This window comes from Niallia circulans, assembly GCF_003726095.1.
GTDB lineage: Bacteria > Bacillota > Bacilli > Bacillales > Cytobacillaceae > Niallia > Niallia circulans_A.
Genome location: NZ_CP026031.1, coordinates 885,556 through 907,018 on the forward strand (window position 1 = coordinate 885,556; position 21,463 = coordinate 907,018).

The 21,463-nt window shown below is 35.6% G+C and carries 17 protein-coding genes; 8 read left to right on the forward strand and 9 right to left on the reverse strand.

All coding sequences use genetic code 11. The features are described 5' to 3' along the window. Positions 1-202: 202 nt before the first annotated feature. From C2I06_RS04015 to C2I06_RS04025, 3 genes are read right to left on the reverse strand one after another with little or no spacing between them, the layout of a single operon-like run. Positions 203-2,005 carry an ABC transporter substrate-binding protein gene (locus C2I06_RS04015; protein WP_095329270.1) on the reverse strand — a complete coding sequence of 601 codons (1,803 nt, stop codon included), beginning with the start codon at positions 2,003-2,005 and terminating at the stop codon, positions 203-205. A gap of 30 nt (positions 2,006-2,035) precedes the next feature. After that, on the reverse strand, positions 2,036-3,550 hold the full coding sequence (locus C2I06_RS04020; protein WP_095329271.1) for an ABC transporter permease: 1,515 nt from the start codon (positions 3,548-3,550) through the stop codon (positions 2,036-2,038). Between the two features lie 13 nt (positions 3,551-3,563). Further along, positions 3,564-5,024, reverse strand: a complete 1,461-nt coding sequence (locus C2I06_RS04025) for an ABC transporter permease (protein ID WP_420915958.1) — start codon at positions 5,022-5,024, stop codon at positions 3,564-3,566. A 135-nt stretch (positions 5,025-5,159) separates the two neighbouring features. Between C2I06_RS04025 and C2I06_RS04030 the strand changes: the two genes are divergently transcribed. After that, entirely contained in the window at positions 5,160-6,890 is a 1,731-nt protein-coding gene (locus C2I06_RS04030; RefSeq protein WP_123257493.1) for an ABC transporter ATP-binding protein, read from the forward strand. A 254-nt stretch (positions 6,891-7,144) separates the two neighbouring features. Next, positions 7,145-7,930, forward strand: coding sequence for a glutamate racemase (murI, locus tag C2I06_RS04035; RefSeq protein WP_123257494.1), 786 nt, complete (start codon positions 7,145-7,147; stop codon positions 7,928-7,930). 107 nt (positions 7,931-8,037) lie between these two features. Here murI and C2I06_RS04040 read toward each other — a convergent pair whose 3' ends face one another. The 3 genes from C2I06_RS04040 to thrC form a co-directional block, all read right to left on the reverse strand. Next, complete coding sequence (locus C2I06_RS04040) at positions 8,038-9,282, reverse strand: MFS transporter (RefSeq protein ID WP_123257495.1); 1,245 nt, start codon at positions 9,280-9,282, stop codon at positions 8,038-8,040. A gap of 23 nt (positions 9,283-9,305) precedes the next feature. Then, entirely contained in the window at positions 9,306-10,232 is a 927-nt protein-coding gene (locus C2I06_RS04045; protein ID WP_123257496.1) for a bifunctional helix-turn-helix transcriptional regulator/GNAT family N-acetyltransferase, read from the reverse strand. Positions 10,233-10,444: 212 nt separating this feature from the next. After that, positions 10,445-11,719, reverse strand: coding sequence for a threonine synthase (gene thrC / locus C2I06_RS04050; protein WP_123259107.1), 1,275 nt, complete (start codon positions 11,717-11,719; stop codon positions 10,445-10,447). Positions 11,720-11,876: 157 nt separating this feature from the next. On the opposite strand from thrC, the gene C2I06_RS04055 reads away from it, so the two are divergent. The 3 genes from C2I06_RS04055 to C2I06_RS04065 all read left to right on the forward strand — a co-directional run bounded on the left by C2I06_RS04055 (position 11,877) and on the right by C2I06_RS04065 (position 13,637). Beyond that, a complete protein-coding gene (locus C2I06_RS04055) occupies positions 11,877-12,767 on the forward strand; it encodes a LysR family transcriptional regulator (protein WP_123257497.1) in 891 nt (296 codons plus the stop codon). A gap of 75 nt (positions 12,768-12,842) precedes the next feature. Beyond that, positions 12,843-13,184 (forward strand): cupin domain-containing protein, encoded by a 342-nt coding sequence (locus tag C2I06_RS04060; protein ID WP_123257498.1) that lies wholly within the window; start codon positions 12,843-12,845, stop codon positions 13,182-13,184. A gap of 96 nt (positions 13,185-13,280) precedes the next feature. Beyond that, positions 13,281-13,637, forward strand: coding sequence for a YunG family protein (locus tag C2I06_RS04065; RefSeq protein WP_123257499.1), 357 nt, complete (start codon positions 13,281-13,283; stop codon positions 13,635-13,637). Between the two features lie 349 nt (positions 13,638-13,986). Here the strand turns inward: C2I06_RS04065 and C2I06_RS04070 are convergent, their stop codons facing one another. The 3 genes from C2I06_RS04070 to C2I06_RS04080 are packed head-to-tail and all read right to left on the reverse strand — an operon-like array spanning position 13,987 to position 16,940. Next, on the reverse strand, positions 13,987-14,868 hold the full coding sequence (locus C2I06_RS04070) for a LysR substrate-binding domain-containing protein (protein WP_123257500.1): 882 nt from the start codon (positions 14,866-14,868) through the stop codon (positions 13,987-13,989). A gap of 41 nt (positions 14,869-14,909) precedes the next feature. Beyond that, entirely contained in the window at positions 14,910-15,875 is a 966-nt protein-coding gene (locus C2I06_RS04075; RefSeq protein WP_123257501.1) for a formylglycine-generating enzyme family protein, read from the reverse strand. After that, complete coding sequence (locus tag C2I06_RS04080) at positions 15,876-16,940, reverse strand: LacI family DNA-binding transcriptional regulator (RefSeq protein WP_164463614.1); 1,065 nt, start codon at positions 16,938-16,940, stop codon at positions 15,876-15,878. 261 nt (positions 16,941-17,201) lie between these two features. Here C2I06_RS04080 and C2I06_RS04085 point away from each other — a divergent pair, with 261 nt between their 5' ends. From C2I06_RS04085 to C2I06_RS04095, 3 genes are all read left to right on the forward strand, one after another. Further along, positions 17,202-18,980 carry a sulfatase gene (locus C2I06_RS04085; RefSeq protein WP_123257503.1) on the forward strand — a complete coding sequence of 593 codons (1,779 nt, stop codon included), beginning with the start codon at positions 17,202-17,204 and terminating at the stop codon, positions 18,978-18,980. A gap of 28 nt (positions 18,981-19,008) precedes the next feature. Next, the gene (locus tag C2I06_RS04090; protein ID WP_123257504.1) at positions 19,009-19,914 is read left to right on the forward strand and encodes an ROK family protein; all 906 of its coding nucleotides are present in this window, start codon (positions 19,009-19,011) and stop codon (positions 19,912-19,914) included. A 97-nt stretch (positions 19,915-20,011) separates the two neighbouring features. Beyond that, positions 20,012-21,394, forward strand: coding sequence for an MFS transporter (locus C2I06_RS04095; protein ID WP_123257505.1), 1,383 nt, complete (start codon positions 20,012-20,014; stop codon positions 21,392-21,394). Positions 21,395-21,463: the final 69 nt, after the last annotated feature.

A 21,463-nucleotide genomic window follows, 5' to 3' on the forward strand; every position in this document is an offset into this window, starting at 1 on the left:
AATAAATAGTGATCGATATAGATAGGCTAAGCCTTTTTGAACCACAATACCTTTGCAAAAAGGTTAGGGCCAGCATTTTTACTCATAAATAGGAGAGAACACTATCTGAAGTTATTTATAAGAATATCCATAGAATAGAAGTTAGGATTGATGGGAAACTCTCTCTATCCTAACTACAAGATAGGATAGAGAGAGGAAATAGTTATTTTCCTTCGTGGTACTTTTTTAAATATTCTTTTACTTTATCAGCATCAGCGTTTAACTCATTGCCAGTCTCTACTAATGGACTTACGGTCGAAACTGCTTTAATTTTATTGCCTTGATAATAGTTAATAAAGTCGTCTTGATTAATAGAATACAATACTGCTTTTCTTAAATCATCATTATTCGCTACTTCTCTATTTTTCGTATTGAATAATAAGTAGGTTACAGCGTTACTTTCTTGACGTTGCAGAGTAAGCTTGCTATCTTCTTCCACTAAATTATATTTCGTTTCAGGTACTCCATTGAAAAGGTGAATTTCACCATTTCGTAAAGAAGAAAGGGCGCTATCAGCATCTGCTATAAAGCGTACTTGAACAGTAGAAATTTTCGGCTCAACATCTGTACCTTTTTGGTATGCTGGATTCTTTAAGAATACTGCTTCGTAATCATTTTTATAAGAAAGAATATAGGGGCCGCTAGCAAATAATGTATTATTATATTTGTCGCCTTCAGTTACTGTATTTTGATCCCCATAAGGAATGTCTTTATTGATGTCAAAGGAAGCTACATCATACGTATTAATGCTTTCTACTTGTTTCTTAGAAACGATACCTGCCGATTGATGGGCTAAATAATTTAAAACTTGTGGGAATGGCTCAGTAGTAATGACTTTAACTACTTGATACTTGCCTTCCTTATTATTTGCATCTTTTTTATCAGAGACTAATTCTGTAATTTCCTTGTCAAGATTTTTTTCTAGTGCGGCTTTTATGGTTGTGCCGCTTCCAGCTTCTTTCGCATTTAATTCTGCTAAATCTGTCACAAGCTCCGTTGTTTTAATATGTTCATGAAGGCTGTAAGTACGGTGATCCGGAACAGAATTTTTGTCTTTGGCGCGGTCAAGCGAGAAAATAACATCGTCTGCACCAACTCTTTCTCCAGTATCAACAGCTTTCTTGTCTTTGATTTGTGCAAAATTAATATCATCTCTTAGTAAGAAGTAATATTCAGAATTTCCATCAGCGATACTGTAATTATGAGATAGAGATCCTTCCGAAGTGACTTGGTCATCATCTGTTAAATTAATTAAACGGACATACATATTTGTATTTAATGTATTAATAGATCCATCATTTCCTTTAATCGGATCAAGAGAAGTTAGTGTAGAAATAGCTTGTTGAACAATTAATGGATCTGTATTTCTTTTGGAAGTATCTTTAAAGTCAATTGTTTCCCAAGCGATTGCTCTAGATTTTGCAAGTCGAACAGTTGCTGGATTCAAGACTTCTTTATTTACTCCTTGGGCTTTATAAGAAATGTATAAAGGAGCGATATAAGCTTTATCAAATACTAGTTTTTGTTCTAATTCCTTATATGTTTCTTTATATTCATCCGGTGATTGCGTACTTGCCTTATCAATTAAAGTATCAATTTCTTCATCTGCTAAAATACTATAATCTCCGCCTGTTTTAAAGAGGGAGCGTACTGCATAATCTGGGTTACCTGTTACAGTCGTCCAGCTAGATACCGCAACATCATAATTTCCAGCATCTTGTTGTGCTTTGAAGCTCGCATAGTCTGGTTGAAGATTTAATTTAACGTCAAATCCATTTTTTATTAATTGATCTCTTAAAATATTGATGTCAGACTCACTTGTGCTGCTGCCCAAGATTTCAATAGTAGGTTTGGCACTTGATTTCCCATCATTCCCTTTGTCTTCCTCAACACTTGATTTCGTATTGACACATCCTGCCGCGACTAAAACAAAGACAAGCAAAAAGGCTAATAAACTCTTTTTCATGCAAAATTCCCCCTAAATAATATGTTTTAATTAATCTAACTTAGGATCTAATGCATCTCGAAGACCGTCTCCCAAAAAATTGAAGGAAAGGACTAAGGCTATGATGCATAATCCAGGATAAATGGCAAGATAGGAATGGGATTCAAGATAGGCACTTCCGATTTTTAGAATATTCCCCCATTCTGGAATATGCGGTTCAACCCCTAATCCAAGATAGCTTAAACTGCTTGTAGCTATCACAGCACTGCCAATAGTAAGAGTTGACTTAACAATCATCGGTGCAAGCGAGTTTGGAACTGCGTGCCTAAACAAGATGGTAAAATTATTTGCTCCCAATGCTCTTGCAGATTCAATATATTCGAGATTCGTAATCATGAGAATATTTGCTCTCATCGTTCGCGCATATGTTGGGATAGAGCCAACACTTAAAGCGATAATGAGGGTGATTGTATTCGAACCGAATGCGGCAATAATGACAATTGCAAGTAAAATACCAGGAATAGCATACAATATATCCAATAGCCTCATGATTACGTTATCTGCTCGATTACCATAATAACCAGCTAAGGCACCTAAGAACCCACCGATAAATAATGGAATAATAGTAGAAAGAAACCCTACAGTTAATGAAATTCTTGCTCCGAAAATAATTCTAGAAAAAAGGTCTCTACCAAAATCATCTGTACCTAAAGGATAGGCAAGACTGGGTGTCTGAAGGATGGCAGCGTAATTATTCTCCATTGCCATATCTTTATCGAATGTTAGATAACTGCATATAGATAAAGCAAACAGAAAAATAATAAAGAATAGGCCAAGCATGGCAGAAGCATTGTTGGTTATTTTCCTCCACGTTGTATTCCATCCAGCTTTCCCAGACAGTTTTTCTTTTCTTAAATCACGCAAGAAATTTATTCCTAAAAAAAGGGCAAATAAGTTCCCTGATAGTCCAGTAAGGAACAAGATTATTGAAAGTACAATAATTTTTGTAGCGTTTAAAGTACTTCTGTCTTTTTTGGATAGAAAATAAAAGACGTAAAGATAAAAAAAAGAAATCGCAATGAGAATATACATGCCTAGTAAAAACGTGTCTGCTACATATGGTTTAAACAAATTTAAAGCAGAAACAGCAATCACAAAAAACTGTGTTAATAGCATGTAAACAGCAAATATATAGTCAATTGATTTTTTTTCTTTAATCAGTAAAAGTCCAGATGAAGCAGTAAATACATTTCCAAACAGTACACTTAATAACTGAATATATCCCCATTTTCTTGTTGATTTTTGAATAGAGCCAAACTGCTTCAGGTTTTGTTTAATCTTCCATGTAATCAATACCTGTATAATCGATACGAATAGATAGGCAGCAAATGCACTAAAGAAAAATGGCTTAATCGCAGCCGATGAATAATCAAAGCCATTGATTAAGAAAATGACGGTCAGAATAAGAGAAACGATTAAGGAAAAAACTGCTTGTGAATATTCTAAAGATACTTTCTGTGCTTGTTTTCTTCGGTAATGTGGTGTATCTACCGTATTATTGGACATCGTAACACCTGCTTTAATATTGTTTCATTTTCGTACGTATACGTGGGTCAAAGAATGCATACAATACGTCAATTAATAAATTTACTAGGGAAATCGTTATGGCAATATAAACCACTCCCCCCAAAATGCTCGGAATATCAGGTATAAATTGCTTGTCAACAATAAAGCTTCCTATTCCGCTAATATTAAAAACTTTCTCTGTCACAGCTGCTCCACCAAGCATTCCGCCAAACAATAGACCGATAACAGTAATGACGGGAATCATGGCATTAGTGACAGCGTGCCTCCATATTACAGTTGACTTACTTAAGCCCTTTGCCTTTGCCGTAATAATGTAATCTTCATTAATGATTTCAAGTGTAGAAGAACGCATCATCCTGGCAATAGAAGCAGTAAGACCTGTTCCAAGAACGACTGCAGGCATGATAATGGAAATCCAATTATCAGGTACGTATGTAGCTGGAAACCATTTTAATTTAATCGAAAAATTAAGAATAAAGATTAACCCTTGCCAAAAATTTGGAATAGATAAACCGATTAAAGCAATAAACATAAAACTATAATCAAAAATAGAGTTAGGTTTAGTTGCTGAAATAATGCCTATAGGAATCGCAATAAGGATTGCCATAATAAGCGATATAAAAGCAAGTGTAAATGTGATTGGAAACTTTCTTGCAATACTGTTTACGACTTCCTCATTTCCTGTGTAGGAATTACCTAAATCAAAGGTGAAAATTCCTTTAAAGGCTTGTATCAATTGGTGAAAATAAGACTGATCAAGACCATAGATATGATTAAAGTTGGCAATCTGATCTTTCGTTGCTGTTTCCCCAAGGATATTAACTGCCGGATCAAATGGTGAAAAATATAAAATAGTAAAGACAAGAAGTGTTACGCCAAAAATGACGAAAATGCTCATTATTAATCGCTCTAGGATGAACTTTAGATAGGGATTGATACAGATCAGCAAAAATACATACATCAGTAAACCAGGTAAAAACAAAAGGGAAATTATCTTTTTGTTTGTAATGAAAGCTAGGAAGGTTTCTGAAAAGGTTACCTTCTTGTTTCCTAACGCAAGCATTTTTTCCTTGCTTCTTTCCATTATGTCCGTTTGAAATTGCTCATTTGCCCATTTTCTCGCTACTTTATCTAGTTCAGAGGGTGTATGTGCTTGATTGAAAAATTGTATCTTCTTTTCTAGTTGTAAGCGAAATTTTTTATGTAAGCTTTCCCAATGCCCCTCTTTACGTAATTGCTCTTCTATTTCTTCTATAAATTTTTTTGAAGGATCATTCTGTTTCTTGAACAAATACAGGAACAAGGCGAAGAGTGTGACAGGCAAGCCCAAAATATAGATTGCCCAGCGATAATCAGGTCTTTTTTGAAGCTTAATAAAGCTTTCTTGTACAAGAATACGGACTGATCTAGTACGATTTTTGACTTTGCTGCTTTTTACATGAACAGGTTCCAAAATATTGTTTCCCCCCTTTTTCTTTAAATTGCATTATTCCGACCTGTATAGTATATTTTATTTGTAGATATCAGAAAAATCAATACATAGTTTGAAAGAAAAAGAGAAATAAGAAAAAAGATAGTGGGGGAGATTATGGAAGTAGTATTAAAGGTTGATAATCTGAGAGTCTCATTTACTTCAAATGAACAAGAGCTTGAAGCGGTAAGGGGAGTTAGTTTTGATATTAAAAAAGGAGAGACATTAGGTATAGTTGGGGAGTCCGGTAGTGGAAAGAGCGTAACAGCTCGTTCTATTATGCGACTACTACCATCCCCGTCATCTCACTTGAAAAGTGGCGATATAACATTTTTGGGAGAAAATCTAGCAGAAAAAACGGAAAAGGAAATGGAAGGAATTCGCGGGAAGGATATTGGAATGATATTTCAAGATCCAATGACTTCTTTAAATCCTACGATTAAAGTTGGGAAGCAAATTGCAGAAGGGATTTCTAAGCATCAACGTCTGTCAAAATCACAAGCGAAAAATCAGGCGATGGAATTACTGCGGCTTGTTGGCATAAGGCATCCCGAAGAAAGATTTAATCAGTATCCACATGAATTTTCAGGTGGAATGAGGCAAAGAGTAGTAATCGCAATGGCATTGGCTTGCCGTCCAACTTTACTTATTGCAGATGAGCCAACTACGGCATTAGATGTTACTATTCAGGCTCAAATTCTTGCTTTAATGAAGGAGATGCAGCAACGATTTGGCACTTCTATCATTCTAATTACACACGATCTCGGTGTAGTGGCAGGAATGTGTGATCGTGTAGTAGTGATGAAAGAAGGAGAAATAGTAGAGACTGGCACAACAGAGGACATATTTGAGCAGCCAAAGCATGTCTATACAAAAAAGCTGTTAAATGCTTTACCAAGACTTGATGAGAAAAAGAAGGTGAAACGAAAAGTCAGTATAACTTCAGAAGCCCTTGTTCACCCAATCCTTGAGGTTAATTCATTAAACAAGCATTTTGATCTTGGCAAGGGGAAGATAGTAAAAGCAGTAGATGACATTAGTTTTCATATCCAGGCTGGTGAAACATTAGGGCTTGTAGGAGAATCAGGATCTGGTAAATCAACGACAGGAAGATCGATTTTACGCTTGCATGAGCCAACTAGCGGCGAAACCCTATTTCAGGGAATTCCTGTTAATCGACTAACTAAGAAAGAGTTGAAAATGCTTCGACGTCATATGCAAATTATTTTTCAAGATCCTTATGCAAGTCTTAATCCAAGGTTTAAAGTGCTTGATATTATTGGCCAGGCGCTAGATATCCATCAGCTATATAAAGATCCTCAACTCCGTTTAAAAAGGGTAGAAGAGTTATTAGAACTGGTAGGATTGGAAGCAAGTCACGCTTACCGTTATCCACATGAATTTTCAGGCGGACAAAGGCAAAGAATTGGCATTGCAAGAGCACTGGCAGTGGAGCCATCTTTCATCGTTTGTGATGAACCGTTATCTGCGTTGGATGTATCTATTCAAGCACAGATAGTAAAGCTTCTAGAAGAACTGCAACAAAAACTGGGTCTTACGTATTTATTTATTGCTCATGACTTAGCTATGGTGAAACATATTTGTGACAGAGTTGCCGTCATGTATGCGGGGAAAATAGTAGAAATTGCCGAAAGCGAAGAACTTTATTCCAATCCTTTACACGATTATACAAAGGCATTACTTTCCGTCATCCCAATCCCTGACCCTAAGATAGAGAAAAATAAGAAGATAATGAATCCAATAGATAATCCACAAATAAAATATGAGGTGGAGAATACACAACTTAAAGAGGTCTCAACTGGACATTGGGTAGCGATGCCTGTTTAGCATTGCTGCTCTGATAGGAAAATTCATAATATTATACACTTGATGTACTCCTAATTCATTAGATAGCTTTCATAATTTTGATTAAAAAAAATAATCCATAAAGGTAATAGACGTTTTTGTTACATTATAATTTCGCAAACTCTTCTAACTATAAAGGACAGTTTACCTAAACAAAAGATAGAACTTAAAAACATTTAGAAAAAATGGTATTCTTAATAAGTGATATAAATTCTTTAGAAGAAGGTTGAAAAGTAGTGAGAATAGGATTTTTTGATTCTGGGATTGGTGGAATGAGTGTTCTTCACCAAGCAGTGCGGTTGCTTCCAAATGAAGATTACATATTTTATGCAGATACCTTACATGTTCCGTATGGTGAAAAATCAAAAGAAGAAGTACGAGATTATATTTTTAGTGCAGCAGATTTTTTAGCTGATCAAGGTATTAAAGCATTAGTGATTGCCTGTAATACGGCAACTAGTATCGCTGTAGACGATCTTCGCCAGAAATATGATTTTCCTATTTTGGGAATTGAACCTGCAGTAAAACCAGCAATTCAAAGCTGTGAAGGGAAACAAAAAAAGGTATTAGTATTGGCAACTAATTTGACTCTAAAGGAAGAAAAGTTTCATAATCTTGTCAGAAGTTTGGACCAGCATGATATTGTGGATAGTTTAGCTCTTCCAGGTCTTGTCCAATTTGCTGAGAACTTTGAATTCAGGGAAGAGAAAGTAATCCCTTATTTAGAAGAACAATTGGCTTCGTTTGATCTTAGGAAATATGGAACAATAGTGCTTGGATGTACCCATTTCCCATATTTCGAAAACAGCCTAAGAGCAATATTCCCTGGGAATACGAATATCATTTCTGGAAGTATTGGAACGGCAAAGAACCTGAAAAGAACTCTTGAAGAAAAGAATCTAATTAATATAGAGGGAACTGGCGATATTACATTTTTCCAATCAGATATTAAGATAGAAGCTCAAGAAACATTAGCAAAGTATAAAAAATTATTAGGAATATTAGATAAAGTAATATCTTGATGCATTTCGAAGGTTGTCTTTATTAATTTAGTCAACATAATAGGGTAAGGTAAATAGAGAGGTAAGCCTGTTTATTCGGCTTACCTTTAATCTTGTAGTTATTTTTGCTAGTTTTCTTTTTGCGTAATTTTATTAGGTTCAGGGAGGAATATGTTTAAGATGGCTGCTCCTACTAGGATTATAATGGAAAAATAAAAAGAAATAGTATAACTACCTGTTTCATTATAAAAGAAGCCTGGTAAATAAGCGCCCAATGCTGATCCTATTTGATGACTAAGAAATAGCCACCCTAAAATGAATCCAATGGAATATTCCTCAAAATACTGCGTTGCCAGCAATTGCGTTGGAGCAACAGTAGCAAAGTCGACCAATCCAAAGATTACTGCAAAAATAAGTAATAAAGTGGAATTGTGACTAGACAAGAGAATCGCAATAGATAATGCCCTTATTCCATATAAAAGGAATAACATTTTGCGACTGCTCCAGCGGTCAGCAATTATACCTGATAGTAAGATACCAATAATATTAAACCCAGCCAGTATACTTACGGCAGCACTAGTAACACTTGTTGAAAAACCATGATCATGCGAAAATGGTATAAGATGTGTATCCATTAATCCTGTGGTAGTAAAACCACAGATCGCAAAAGGTAAAATTAAAAACCAAAACTGTCTTTTTAGAAAGACATTCCATATGGAAGTGTTTGTATCTAGAGTCTTTTTTGGAACTGAATCGTCTTCGGCAATTTCGCCGCCAATAGGAACTAACCCTTTCTCTTTAGGATGATTTCGTAAAAATAAAAGGACGATAGGAAAGACAAAAAGCACTAAAAAGGCGCCTAAGATAACAACGGTCATTTTCCAATTTAGTAAGTGGATCAGCAAAAGGGATCCAGGGACGAGAAGCATTTGTCCCGCACCAAAGCCAGCCTCCATAATTCCAAACGCTAGTCCACGTTTTTCATTAAACCAATTGGTTACAACTACTGTTGCAGCTACATTAGAGGCTCCTCCCACACCGAGAGAAACCATAATTCCATAGAGAAAGAATAACTGCCAGGGATGTGTTACAAAAGCCGTGAGAAAAATACTTATACCTACTAAGAAAGTGCTAAAAGATAAAATGAGCCGAGCCCCCAATTTATCTACTAGTCTCCCAATAAGTGGTTGAGACAGTCCATAGATGACAAAACTCAACGTGGAGATAAGTGAAATGGTTCCTCTATTCATGGAAAATTCTGTTTCCCACGGCTCAACAAAAGCTCCAAATGAAAGACGAACACCTTGGACGGCTAGAAAAGTCAAAAATGTAACAAAAACAATAATCCATGCGTAATGAAATGTTCTTTTCATATTTACCCCTCAAATAATAGTAATTAGCTTTTTTTTAGATCTAAATCCCAGCGTTCTTCTATTAAATCGGCTCCCCACAAAGATTTTTCCTCTTGTATTTCCGTTATTTCAAACCCAAATTTTTTATATAGTGGTCTAGCTGTAACCATTTCACTAACAGTCCAAAGAAAAATTTGCTCATAATCATGTTCTTTACAATATTGGATAAGAGCGTTAATAAGTTGAGTACCGATTCCTTTTTTGTGAAAGGATGGATTTACTAAGAACCATCTTAACTGTCCTATGTTATTGCCATCATTCACTAAGCCAATACAGCCTGCAAATTCGCGATTTATTTCTGCAATCCAGATTCTTTCGATATCAGCACGAAATGTCTCCTCCAGATAGGCTAAAAAACTGTTATCCCATTTATGGACCTGATTATAAAATAACCATTGATGTTTAATCATGTTGTTAATATCTTCTAAAGTATAATAACTTCTAATAGAAACGGTCTCCTCGTTTTTTTCGTTAAATGAGGCAGAAAGAATTTCTTGGATTGTACACATGGAGGCTATTAGCTTTTGCTGCTGCTCAGAATTCAAAGATTCACGTATGTATTCTACTTGCTGATTAGCTTTTTTCTCCAACTCTTTGTAAATCAATTCCCCATGATTGGTAACATATAAAAGATGATTACGGCCATCATCTTTACACTTTTGCTTATAAACCATTTTCTCTTTTTCGAATTTTTTGACAATTCTACTTACATAACCGCCATCTAAATCTAATCTTTCTTGAATATTTTTGGCTGTACAATTTTCTGTGTTATAAATTTCAAAGAGAATACGAGTTTCTGTTAATGAAAAAGGGCTATTATAAATATGTTCATTTAGAAAGCCCAACACATCTGTGTAAAACCTATTGAATTTTCTGAATTCAAACCCAAACTTACTCTGCACATCTATCATTTTTAACACCTCAATTAATAGTATAATGTCATTATTTTCTTATTCTAGTCAAAATACTTGCTGAAGTCAACTATTTATTGAGCGTTATTTTTTAAAAGATAAATAGGTTAGTTTGCATGTAAAGTAGGAAAAAACGTTCCTGCTGGGATAGGAACGTTTTTGTTAAAGGGAGACTAATAAGTTTTCGATCAGCCGTCAAGTTCTTTCGACTTTCATTTTTCACTTTTCATGCTATTACTTATGCTGCTCAGTGATAGATTAGTATGGTGAATGTTATTTTTATAGGTGGCATTGGTATTTTCCACGTGATGGTAGTACTTTAAAACATCCGTGTCTTTGAGAATATTTCCAGTCAGAATACATAAGGCGGATTCTTCTTTATCAATTACCTGTTTAGAAACTAAATTGCGCAGTCCGGCAATGGTTGCTGCTGAAGCAGGCTCACAGCCAATTCCGCTTTTATCAATCATAGCTTTAGCATCAAGAATCTCCTCATCTGTTACAGATATAGTAACTCCCTGTGTTTGGAATAGAGTATGCAATGCTTTTTTCCAGCTTGGTGGATTACCGATATTCAACGCAGAAGCACGAGTGTATGGAACAGGCTCAGGAATAAGTTCCTTTTTTTGTTGGGATACCATTTTATGAAATGGGCTAGCGCCTTCTGCTTGAACAACTGCCACTCGCGGCATTTTCTTAATTAATCCCAGCGTATATAAATCAGATAAGCCTTTTCCTAATGCTGTTGCATTGCTTAAAGCACCACCAGGAACGATTATCCATTCAGGTAATTCCCAGTTTAAATACTGTGCGATTTCATAAATAATACTTTTTTGACCTTCAATTCTAAATGGATTGATAGAATTACAAACATATAATTCAAGCTCACGGCTATATTTTTCTAAAAATTGAATGCCGTCGTCATAAGTCCCTGGAAAACTAAACACTTTTGCACCATAAGAAACTGTCTGTAGAACTTTATTTAAAGAGATATCTTTATCTGGGACGAATACATAAGAATTTGCGCTAGCAATGGATGCGTACATCGCTAAAGAAGAAGAAGTATTTCCGGTCGACGTACAAGTGAACTTCTTATATCCTAAGGAGTTTCCATGAGAAACAGCAACAGTCATGCCGTTATCCTTAAATGAACCACTAGGGTTCTCACTTTGTGCCTTGACAAAAACTTGTTTAAGCCCTGTATAAGTTTGTAGTAATTCTGAAGCATATAATCCTGTATTCCCTTCATATTTTGTGACAATAAAGTTATCAGGCAACTCAGGAAAGATTAACTCTTTGTATCTCCATACTCCACTTGCATAAGGTGTCATCCGTTCTGAAAGTCGTTCTTTAAATAAATGCTTTAAAAAATCAGCATCGTAATGTTGGAAATCATGCACGATATCAAGCAGACCGCCGCATGAACAATGATAGGCAAATTCACTTGAAGTAAATACTTTCTTACAGTCAATACATATAAATTTCATCATTTTGGGTATCTTCTAGATCCCATTCACCTCTTTAAAAGAAAATTTTTATTGCGAATTAGCTTTTGTAATTTTAGAATAAAAGAAAATAATAAATAAATCTAATATATATTTATTTGACATTGATAACTTTTATCTATGAATGTAGAGGTGTAATATGAATCTTCACGCATTGAAGCTATTTCACATCGTGGCTGAAAAAGGAAATGTTACTCGCGCTGCAGAGGAGCTGAATATAAGTCAACCCGCTGTAACAGCGCAAATAAAAAAATTAGAACAAGAGATAGGGATGACTTTATTAGCACCGAAAGGAAGAGGGATTTTATTAACGGAAGTAGGAATAGAACTTGCCAAACATACTAAAAGAGTATTTTCCCTTGAAGGAGAAATGGAAGCATATCTTGACCAATATAAAAATGGTTCGATTGGAAAGCTGCGTATTGTTGCAACCTATCTTCCAGCAAATTTCCTGTTGCCTAAATGGCTTGCAAATTATAAGCGAAGATATCCTGAGGTTGAAGTAGAATTAACTACTACTAATTCGCTTAAAGCGATGGATCAGTTAATTAATTATCAGGCAGAAATAGCTTTTATCGGTGGGAAAAGAGAGTCCCATCCGTCTCTAAACACAAGCGAATTATTTGAGGATGAAATGTGGTTTGTAGTGCACAAAAACCATAAGTTTGCTGCAAAAAAGGTTACATTAGGACAAGTTATGTGCGAGCCATTTGTATTTAGAGAAAAGGGTAGTTCTGCGCGGGAAAAGTTGGTTTCGCTATGTACAATAAACAGCATTAATCAACCAACCGTCGGCTTACAAATTAATGGATTAAATGAAGCGATTAGGGTTGTCCTGGAAGGTTATGGGGTTACTTTTGTCTCATCTCTAGAAGTTAAAGAATATATTGCTCGCGGAGATTTAGCTAAAGTGGATGTAGAAGGGATTGAATTAAAAAACCCTATCTCCATTTGCCGGAGAAGAGAAGATGAACTTTCAATGCCTGCCCATCATTTCATTGAAATGGTTATGAATGACGAGAATAATTAACTCGTAGTTAGAGAGGAATAATGGTAAAAAAGCTGGGTGAGGTTGTGTTATTAATACAAGGGAGAGAGAAAAAGAATGAAAAAAAGCAAAAGCAATGCGGAACATTACCTATGGGGAGATAATTGTGATGGATGGCATTTAGTGAAGAGCCAAGATTTGAGTATAATTCATGAACGTATGCCTGCTCATACATCAGAAGTAAGACATTATCATCAACACGCACGCCAGTTTTTCTACGTCTTATCAGGAATAGCTATGATTGAAGTAGATGGCAAAGAAATAGCTTTGAATCCACAAGAGGGAATAGAGGTTCCACCTTTAGTTCCACACCAAATGTTTAATAAATCAAATAATGAAGTAGAGTTTTTGGTGACTTCTCAACCAACAAGTAAAGGGGATAGGGTTTTAGTGGATTAAAAAAGCCTATGAATGAATTTAAGAAGAAGTCATGTTATTTTTTTAAGTAGGATTGCTAAGAAGGAAAGATGCGCTTTTGTAAATGGGGGGTACTGTATGGAGAACAACTTATCAAAAATAGAACAGGTTGAAAAAGCTCTGTATAAATCTTGGTCTTTAGAATCAAGTTCAAAATGGAGGGAGGACAATCCAGCTAAAGGACATTGTGGTGTAACCACATTAGTAGTAAATGATATATTAGGTGGAGAAATTAAAAAAACTAAACTTCCTGATGGATGGCATTTTTATAATGTTTTGAATGGAAAACGATACGATTTTACAGCATCTCAATTTAGAGAAGCTATCGTATACATGGATTTTCCTTCAAACAGAGAAGAAGCATATATGGATACAAATGAGAAACAGTATAATTATTTAAAACAAAGAGTTTTAAAAAGTTTGGATACTATTTGAACCAATGGTGTTTTCCTTAAAGAGTTTGGATGGCATTTTAGAAGGGAAGGGGAAGTCTAATAAAGACTAAAAGAAGTGACATACAGTCACTTCATAAGGTTAATTTAGAATAAAAATAAATCCCCCTCAGTACCAACAATGGTACCGAGAGAATATCCTGCAGTAGTATCAACAATAAGTAGTAAAAAAACTAGTCACAATTTCCATTTTTATTTCGCCTTAACCTATTAACTTAGAGCTAAAAAAAAGAAAGAACGATTGCATTTTTGAATATTTTTATAGATTATAAGTAGCTTAAATCATAAAATAAAAAGAAGGGATATTCCAAATGGAGTATCCTTCTAAGTGACTATTGGCGAATAAATTGTAGAAAATATTTCAAACCAGATTTTTTAAAACGATGTGATTTCTGAACCATCCATAAATCGCGCGAAATTAAGAGGTTTTTTATCTTAACTTCATGAAGTGATCCATTAGAAATTTCTTTTGTGACAGTTAACTTGGGTAAAATGCTAACACCTAAGTTTGCTTCCACGGCGTTTTTGATAGATTGGTAACTTCCTAACTCCATCGTGCTTTTTATTTCTTCAAGCACCCCGAGTTCACTCAATGCAGCCTCCACAATTAGCCGTGTCCCAGAATTTGCTTCTCTCCATATCATTTTTTCTTCCGGGAGTTCCTGAATGTTAATTTGCTCTTTCTTGCCCCATGCATGTGTAAGTGATGTAACTAAGATTAGCTCATCTTCAGCAAATTTTTCACGAATTAATTCATCATTATTCACAGCACCTTCGACAAATGCAATATCTATTTCATTTATTTCCAATTTCGCTAAAATAGTGGGGGTATTTCCAATGGATAAACTAAACTTTAAGTCAGGGTAGTTCCGGCTAAATTCCCCTAGTATACCGGGCAATAAATACTCACCGAGTGTGTAACTTGCACCGATATTTAAAACTATTTCTTCATTGCCATTTAATTCTTGAATAGCGTCAAAAGAAAGCTTGGTATATTCGACAATTTCTTTCGCGTATGGATAAAGTAATTCACCAGCTTTTGAGAGAATTAATTTTCCCGAATGCCGCTTAAATAGTTGAGTTTTGTAAGCTTCTTCTAATTGTCTTATTTGCCTAGTTACCGCTGGTTGGGTAACAAAGCTTAATCGGGCTGCCTGACTGATTGTACCTTCTTCTACGACTAGGCAAAACATTTTTAAACTTTCTATATTCACTGTATCATTCCCACCTTGGTAATTAACTTATACCTTGCATATCATTTCTTCAAATCTGCGACACAGCGAAAGCCAAGATGACCAGATGAACTGTCTGGAGTATTTGATGTGCGAGCTGCCACTCGATAACGATTACAGTACGATTCATGACAAAGATATGAACCACCTTTCATTACTTTCGTTTCTCCATCTTTTGGTCCTTTCGGATTTAATTGGCCACCACGCTCAGAAAGTGTACTTGTAAACCAATCTGAACACCATTCCCAAACATTCCCTGATACATTATAAAGTCCATAGCCATTAGGAGGAAATGATTGAGATGGTGCTGTACCCAAATAACCATCATCTTCGGTATTCAATCTTGGGAATATCCCTTGCCATATATTGCAATAATGTTCTCCATTTGGTGTCAATTCATTTCCCCATGGATATTTCTTACGTTCGAATCCGCCTCGTGCAGCATATTCCCACTCAGCTTCTGTCGGAAGTCTCTTACCAGCCCAATTACAAAAGGCATTAGCATCATTCCAGCTTATATGAACAACAGGATGATTCATACGGTCGTTTATGGAAGATCCTGGACCTTCTGGTTCTTTCCAATAGGCACCTTTTACTCCATACCACCATGGAGTATGTGGTACTTTAGGCATTTGTTGCAAAAGAAGAGGAGATAAAAATTGATAAAAGACATAGGACCAGCCAAATTTTTCTGCATCGGTAACATAACCTGTTTCTTCAATAAAAGTCCAAAATTCTTCATTTGTTACACAATACTTATCTATTAAAAAAGAAGAAACGATTACTTTGTGTATGGGGCCTTCTCCGTCTGAGGGAAAACCTTCATCTTGTGTTGTCCCCATTAAAAATTCATCACCTGCTATTTGCACCATTTTATCCTTGAATTTTATTTCTTTATCATTTTTTGTTATCTCCATGGGTGTAGGTAAAGGATTATTATTGTTAATATTCGTTCTATTTATTGAACAGCATGAAGAATTTGCTTTCATTTAAAAAATACCCCCAGTTTTTTGGATATTGTTTGCATCATGATAAACAACAGATTGGCGTTCGGTTATGATAGATTCTATAAGCACTTCTTGATTAAATTCTATTTTGCCCTGAAGATAGTTAAATAACAGGGTGGCTGATTCTACACCCATTTGAAAGGCTGGTACATAGACGCTAGTGATGGCTGGGAAACATTGTGTGCCGTCTCCATAACGATGCTCAATGGTGGTTATCGATATGTCATTAGGTACTTTAAAATGGATATTGTTTAAGTAATTTATTGTTTGTTGAACGATGGATATATCTTGTAATAAAAGAGCTGTAGGATGTCTTTCTTTACTGAAGATCGACTTCAATAGTTGTAGATAAGTCTCCAGACTTCCCTCATGATGATATGTATCAATTTGAATGGTTTTACTTTGTTCCTTTATCATATATTCATGAGCTATTTTTTTTATTATTTTTCCTTCTTTACTTATAATGGCTATATGCTTATGGTTATTTTGCGTAAGATGATTCAATAAATCTTTGTTGTATTTTTTATATTGTGCATAGACATTTAGCCCGATATGCTTAACTGTTCTTTCGCCAACATACACCACAGGCAACTTAGAGTGAAGGAGTTCAAGAAAAGACTGACATATAATGGGGGTAGCTCCAATTATCAGACCATCAAGTTTCTTTTCTTTCATAAAGTTGTAATACTGCGGCAAGCTTTGATTTGCTAAAATTTGTTCATCATTTTCTACTTCATTGATTAGCAAAAGATGATACCCTTGTTCAATTAAAATACTATTAACACCATTAATAAATTCAAGTAAATATGTATTGGATGCGCCTTCGATAGAAGATGGTTGAAGTGGAAAATAAAGTCCAATTAATTTAGTTTCATTATTTGCTAGATTTCGCGCGATAGAGCTTGGTGTAAAATTAAGCTTTTCTACTGCATCCATCACTTTTTTTTCTGTTTTGCTGCTTATGTAGCCACTTTTATTTAAAACTCGAGAAACAGTGGAAATAGACACACCTGCTAGATTTGCAACATCATATATAGATACCTTCAATAGACTCACCACTTTATTAAATTTAAAATAGATAGAAGCTTGGATAAAAAAATGGAAGCGCTTCTATATTATTGCATATAATTTATCATTAAAACAATTTTTGGTCAAACATGTATAAAAGTTTGTTATACCCTATAAATATATTGTTATTGTAAGCGTATGAAAACTTTGATAGATTAAAAGTAATGAAAAACGCTTTCATTTTATTTTTTTATATTATGTGGAAGCGCTTCTATATTATGAATTGGAGGCGGAATATTTATGCGAGCCATTATGGTAATGTTCGATACATTAAATAGGCATATGCTCCCAAATTACGGATGTGATTGGACACATGCACCTAATTTTAAAAAGTTAGGAGAAAAGACAATTGTATTTGATCATTCCTATGCAGGAAGTTTACCATGCATGCCTGCTAGAAGAGAATTACATACAGGCAGATATAACTTTCTACACCGAAGCTGGGGACCAATCGAACCTTTTGACAATTCCATGCCTGAAATATTGAAAAAAAATGGTGTTTATACGCATCTAGTAACAGATCATCAGCACTACTGGGAGGACGGGGGAGCAACTTATCATACAAGATACAATTCCTTCGAATTAGTAAGAGGGCAGGAAGGCGATCCATGGAAAGGTCATGTTAAGGATCCAGAGTATCCCGAAACAGAGACAGCCCAATCACTTGTGAGCAGCAATATGTATAGACAAGACATAATAAACCGTACGTACTTTGAAAAAGAGCGAAATCATCCGCAGGCTACCACCTTTGATTTAGGCATGCAATTCATTGAAAAGAATAAGGAAGAAGATAATTGGTTTTTACAACTCGAAACATTTGACCCGCATGAACCTTTTTTCTCTTATTCACATTATAAAGAACTTTACCCTCATGAATACAATGGAAGGCATTTTGATTGGCCACCCTATTATTATGTCCAGGAAAGTGATGAAGTTGTGGCACATGGGAAGTATGAATATGCTGCTTTGCTAAGTATGTGTGACCATTATTTAGGGCAAGTCATCGAATTGATGGACCAAAATGATATGTGGAAAAACACGATGCTGATTGTTAACACAGATCATGGCTATTTATTGGGAGAACATGGATGGTGGTCGAAAAGTGTTATGCCAGTATATGAAGAGATTGCTCATACTCCATTATTCGTTTGGGACCCGAGAGTTGGCATAACAGGTGAAAGAAGGCAATCTATCGTGCAAACAATTGATATTGCTCCTACATTGCTAGATTTCTTTGGAGTTGAATTACCTAAGAACATGGATGGGCAATCACTGCGTGAAACGATTCGAACAGATGAACCAATCCGTGAAACAGCATTATTCGGTTATCATGGTGGGCACGTAAATATAACAGATGGTAGATATGTATATATGCGGGCACCTGTAACATCAAAAAATGAGCCTCTCTATGAATATACATTAATGCCAACACATATGAGGCAACCCTTTTCTCCAGAAGAGCTGCAAAATATTGAAATCCAGCAGCCATTTCCTTTTACGAAAGACTGCCAGTTGATGAAAATAAAGGCTGGAGAGGGATTTGTTAATGCTTTTCAATTTGGCTCCAAGCTCTTTGATATAGGTAATGACCCTAATCAAACACAAGAAATAGAGAATCTAGAGGTAGAATTAAGTCTTATTGAGAAAATGGCGAAACAAATGCAGAGGAATCATGCTCCTGCAGAACAGTTTGTACGATTAGGCATACCTGAGAGTGGCCAAATGACTGAAGAAGAGCTGATAGCACAAAAGGAACTTGTTCGGAAAGAGGGGCAGTTAACCATTCTTCCTAATTATCCTTGGGAGAGGGCTGCCGAAAATCAGTTGCGGGCATTATTGAATATTACTGCGGTAGAAAATCGTTCTGCACTATTAAACCAGTTTGAAGAATTTGTATTAAAATCAGAGTTTGAGGGAGTTTCAACAGAAACGGTGCATGAGTTCATTGAGACAATTTATGAGAAAGAGCAAAGGGCGATGGCTCAGTACTTTACGGGATTAGCTGGAAGAATAAGCTAATGAAACTCTGTGAGAAAGGGTGTTAGCAATGTATCTCGTTATAGACATTGGAGGAACATATAGTAAATATGCCTTGCTTAATTCAGCAGGAGAGATTATCAGAAAAAATAAGAGGCTTACAATCAAAACGAATTTAGATGATTTTAAAGAAGCTTTGTTTTCTATCATTGAAGAGCACGATTTAACTAATATTAAAGGAATTGCCATAAGCTGTCCAGGAACTGTGGATGTTAATAGCGGTGTTATTTATTATGGGGGCTCCTTTCCGTTTTTGCATGAGGTCAATCTTGCACGAATGATTGAAAGTAAATATGATATAGAAACGACTGTTGAAAACGATGGTAAATGTGCTGCGTTAGCTGAATTATGGCTTGGAAGCATTAAAGGGAAAAAGGACGCTGTAGTACTAGTGCTTGGCAGCGGTGTTGGCGGAGGAATTGTTTTAGATGGGAAGCTACATCGCGGCGTGAATTTATCAGCAGGAGAAATCAGTTATGTTATGAGCAGCTTAAATCCAATTACGAGAGAAACAAGCTTTATGGGGGCTTTAGGATCAAGTGCATTAATGGTCCGCAGAGTGGCTGAAGTAAAGCAGCTTGGTGACGTAACAGATGGCGAAGCTGTATTTAACTTTATTAACCAAGGCGATGGAGATGCAATAGCAATCTTTGAAGAATTTTGCATGCATATTGCAGGCCAAATTCTTAATCTTCAATATATTCTAGATCCGGAAATTTTTGCTATAGGAGGGGGTGTTAGTGTACAGCCCATTTTATTGGAACGAATTAAGTGGGCCGTGGAGGAGATTAAGCAGGCAAATCCAATGCATATGGCTAAGCCTAATATTGTTGCCTGTCATTTCCGGAATGATGCAAACCTTTATGGAGCTTTATATCATTTCTTTGTTAGTAAAGAAAGAGAGTTTATAAGCTGATAGAAGATGGGGGCAATTCTTGTTGCCTTCATCTTCTTAAAATAATTGTGAAAGCGCTTCTATATTTTATCCTATAATTTTTTCGGAGGGAAAACAGATGAATACGAAAACACGTGCCCAAAAAAGTGATATATTCTTCTATTCACTTGGCGGATTTGGTTCGAATCTTTTATTCACATTAACGACATCTTTTTTAATGTATTTTTACACAGATGTATTTAAAATATCACCATTGGCAGTAGGTTCTGTGTTTTTGCTGGTTAGGATAATTGATGCAATATTAGATCCGTTTATTGGGATGATTGTAGACAGAACAAGAAGCAAGTGGGGAACATACCGGCCTTGGTTAATGTTTGGTTCTCCACTATTGGCTGCTATGACTTTACTTTTATTTAGTGCTCCAGATTTAAGTCCGTCCAATAAAATTATTTATGCAATAGCTGTATATGTTGGATATTCGTTAGTTTCTTCACTAGTTAATATTCCATATCATGCCTTAACCCCAATATTGAGTCAAGACCCAAGCCAGCGTACAGTAATTGTTACTGCTAAACAGCTTATGGGAAGCTTTGGAACATTATTAATTTCTGGGGCAGCATTGCCAGTAGTTGCTTTCTTTGGCAGTGGGGAAAGAGGCTGGTTCTTTACAACGCTAGCTTTCTCTGTATTAACGATTGCTTCCTATTGGTTCTGTGCAGTTGGTTCTAAAAATGCAGACAATTTAGAAGTTAATAAAGAAAAAGCCGCAAATTCACATGATGGACATCCACCGCTTAAGGAACAGCTAAAAATAATTTCTAAAAATGGCCCCTTGCTGGCTTTATTAATAGCTGGGTTTGCCAATATGACTGCCCAAATTATAAATTCCCAAACCGCTATTTATTATTGGCAATATAATTTGGGAAGAGAAGACTTATACTCGCAATTATTTATTTGGGGGACATTATTATCCATTCCAGCATTTCTATCTATACCGTGGTTCGTTAATAAATTTGGTAAGAAAAAAGTTTTTATCGTTTCTTGTTTAATTACTATTTTGCCTTTAGCAATTTTGTTATTCTCTTCATACGAAAACATAGCGGAAATTTTTACACTCTCTGTTCTAGTAAAAGTTCTTGGACCATTATCTGGTGTTCTTCCCTGGATTATGATCGCAGATTGTGTTGATTATGGAAAATGGAAAACAGGTATAAACGGATCAGCAACAATTCACTCTATGATGCTGTTCACAAATAAGTTAGCTGCTGCACTTGGCGGAATACTTGCTGGTGCCCTACTTGGTGCTGCTGGGTATGTGGCAGGTCAGCAACAATCTACAGAGGCTTTAAATATGATTACTTATCTTTATTTCTTGGCACCAATTCTCGGCTATATTATCGCCATTATTGCGTTTAAATTTTATGGTATTAATTCAGAAGTACAAGCAAAAATGGCAAAAGAAATAGAAGAAAGAGAAAATCAAAATAAAGTAGTCGTTTAATATTAAATTCCTTAAGCCAGACTTTAAACGAAGTCTGGCCTTCCTATGAAACTAAACGGACTCATAGTT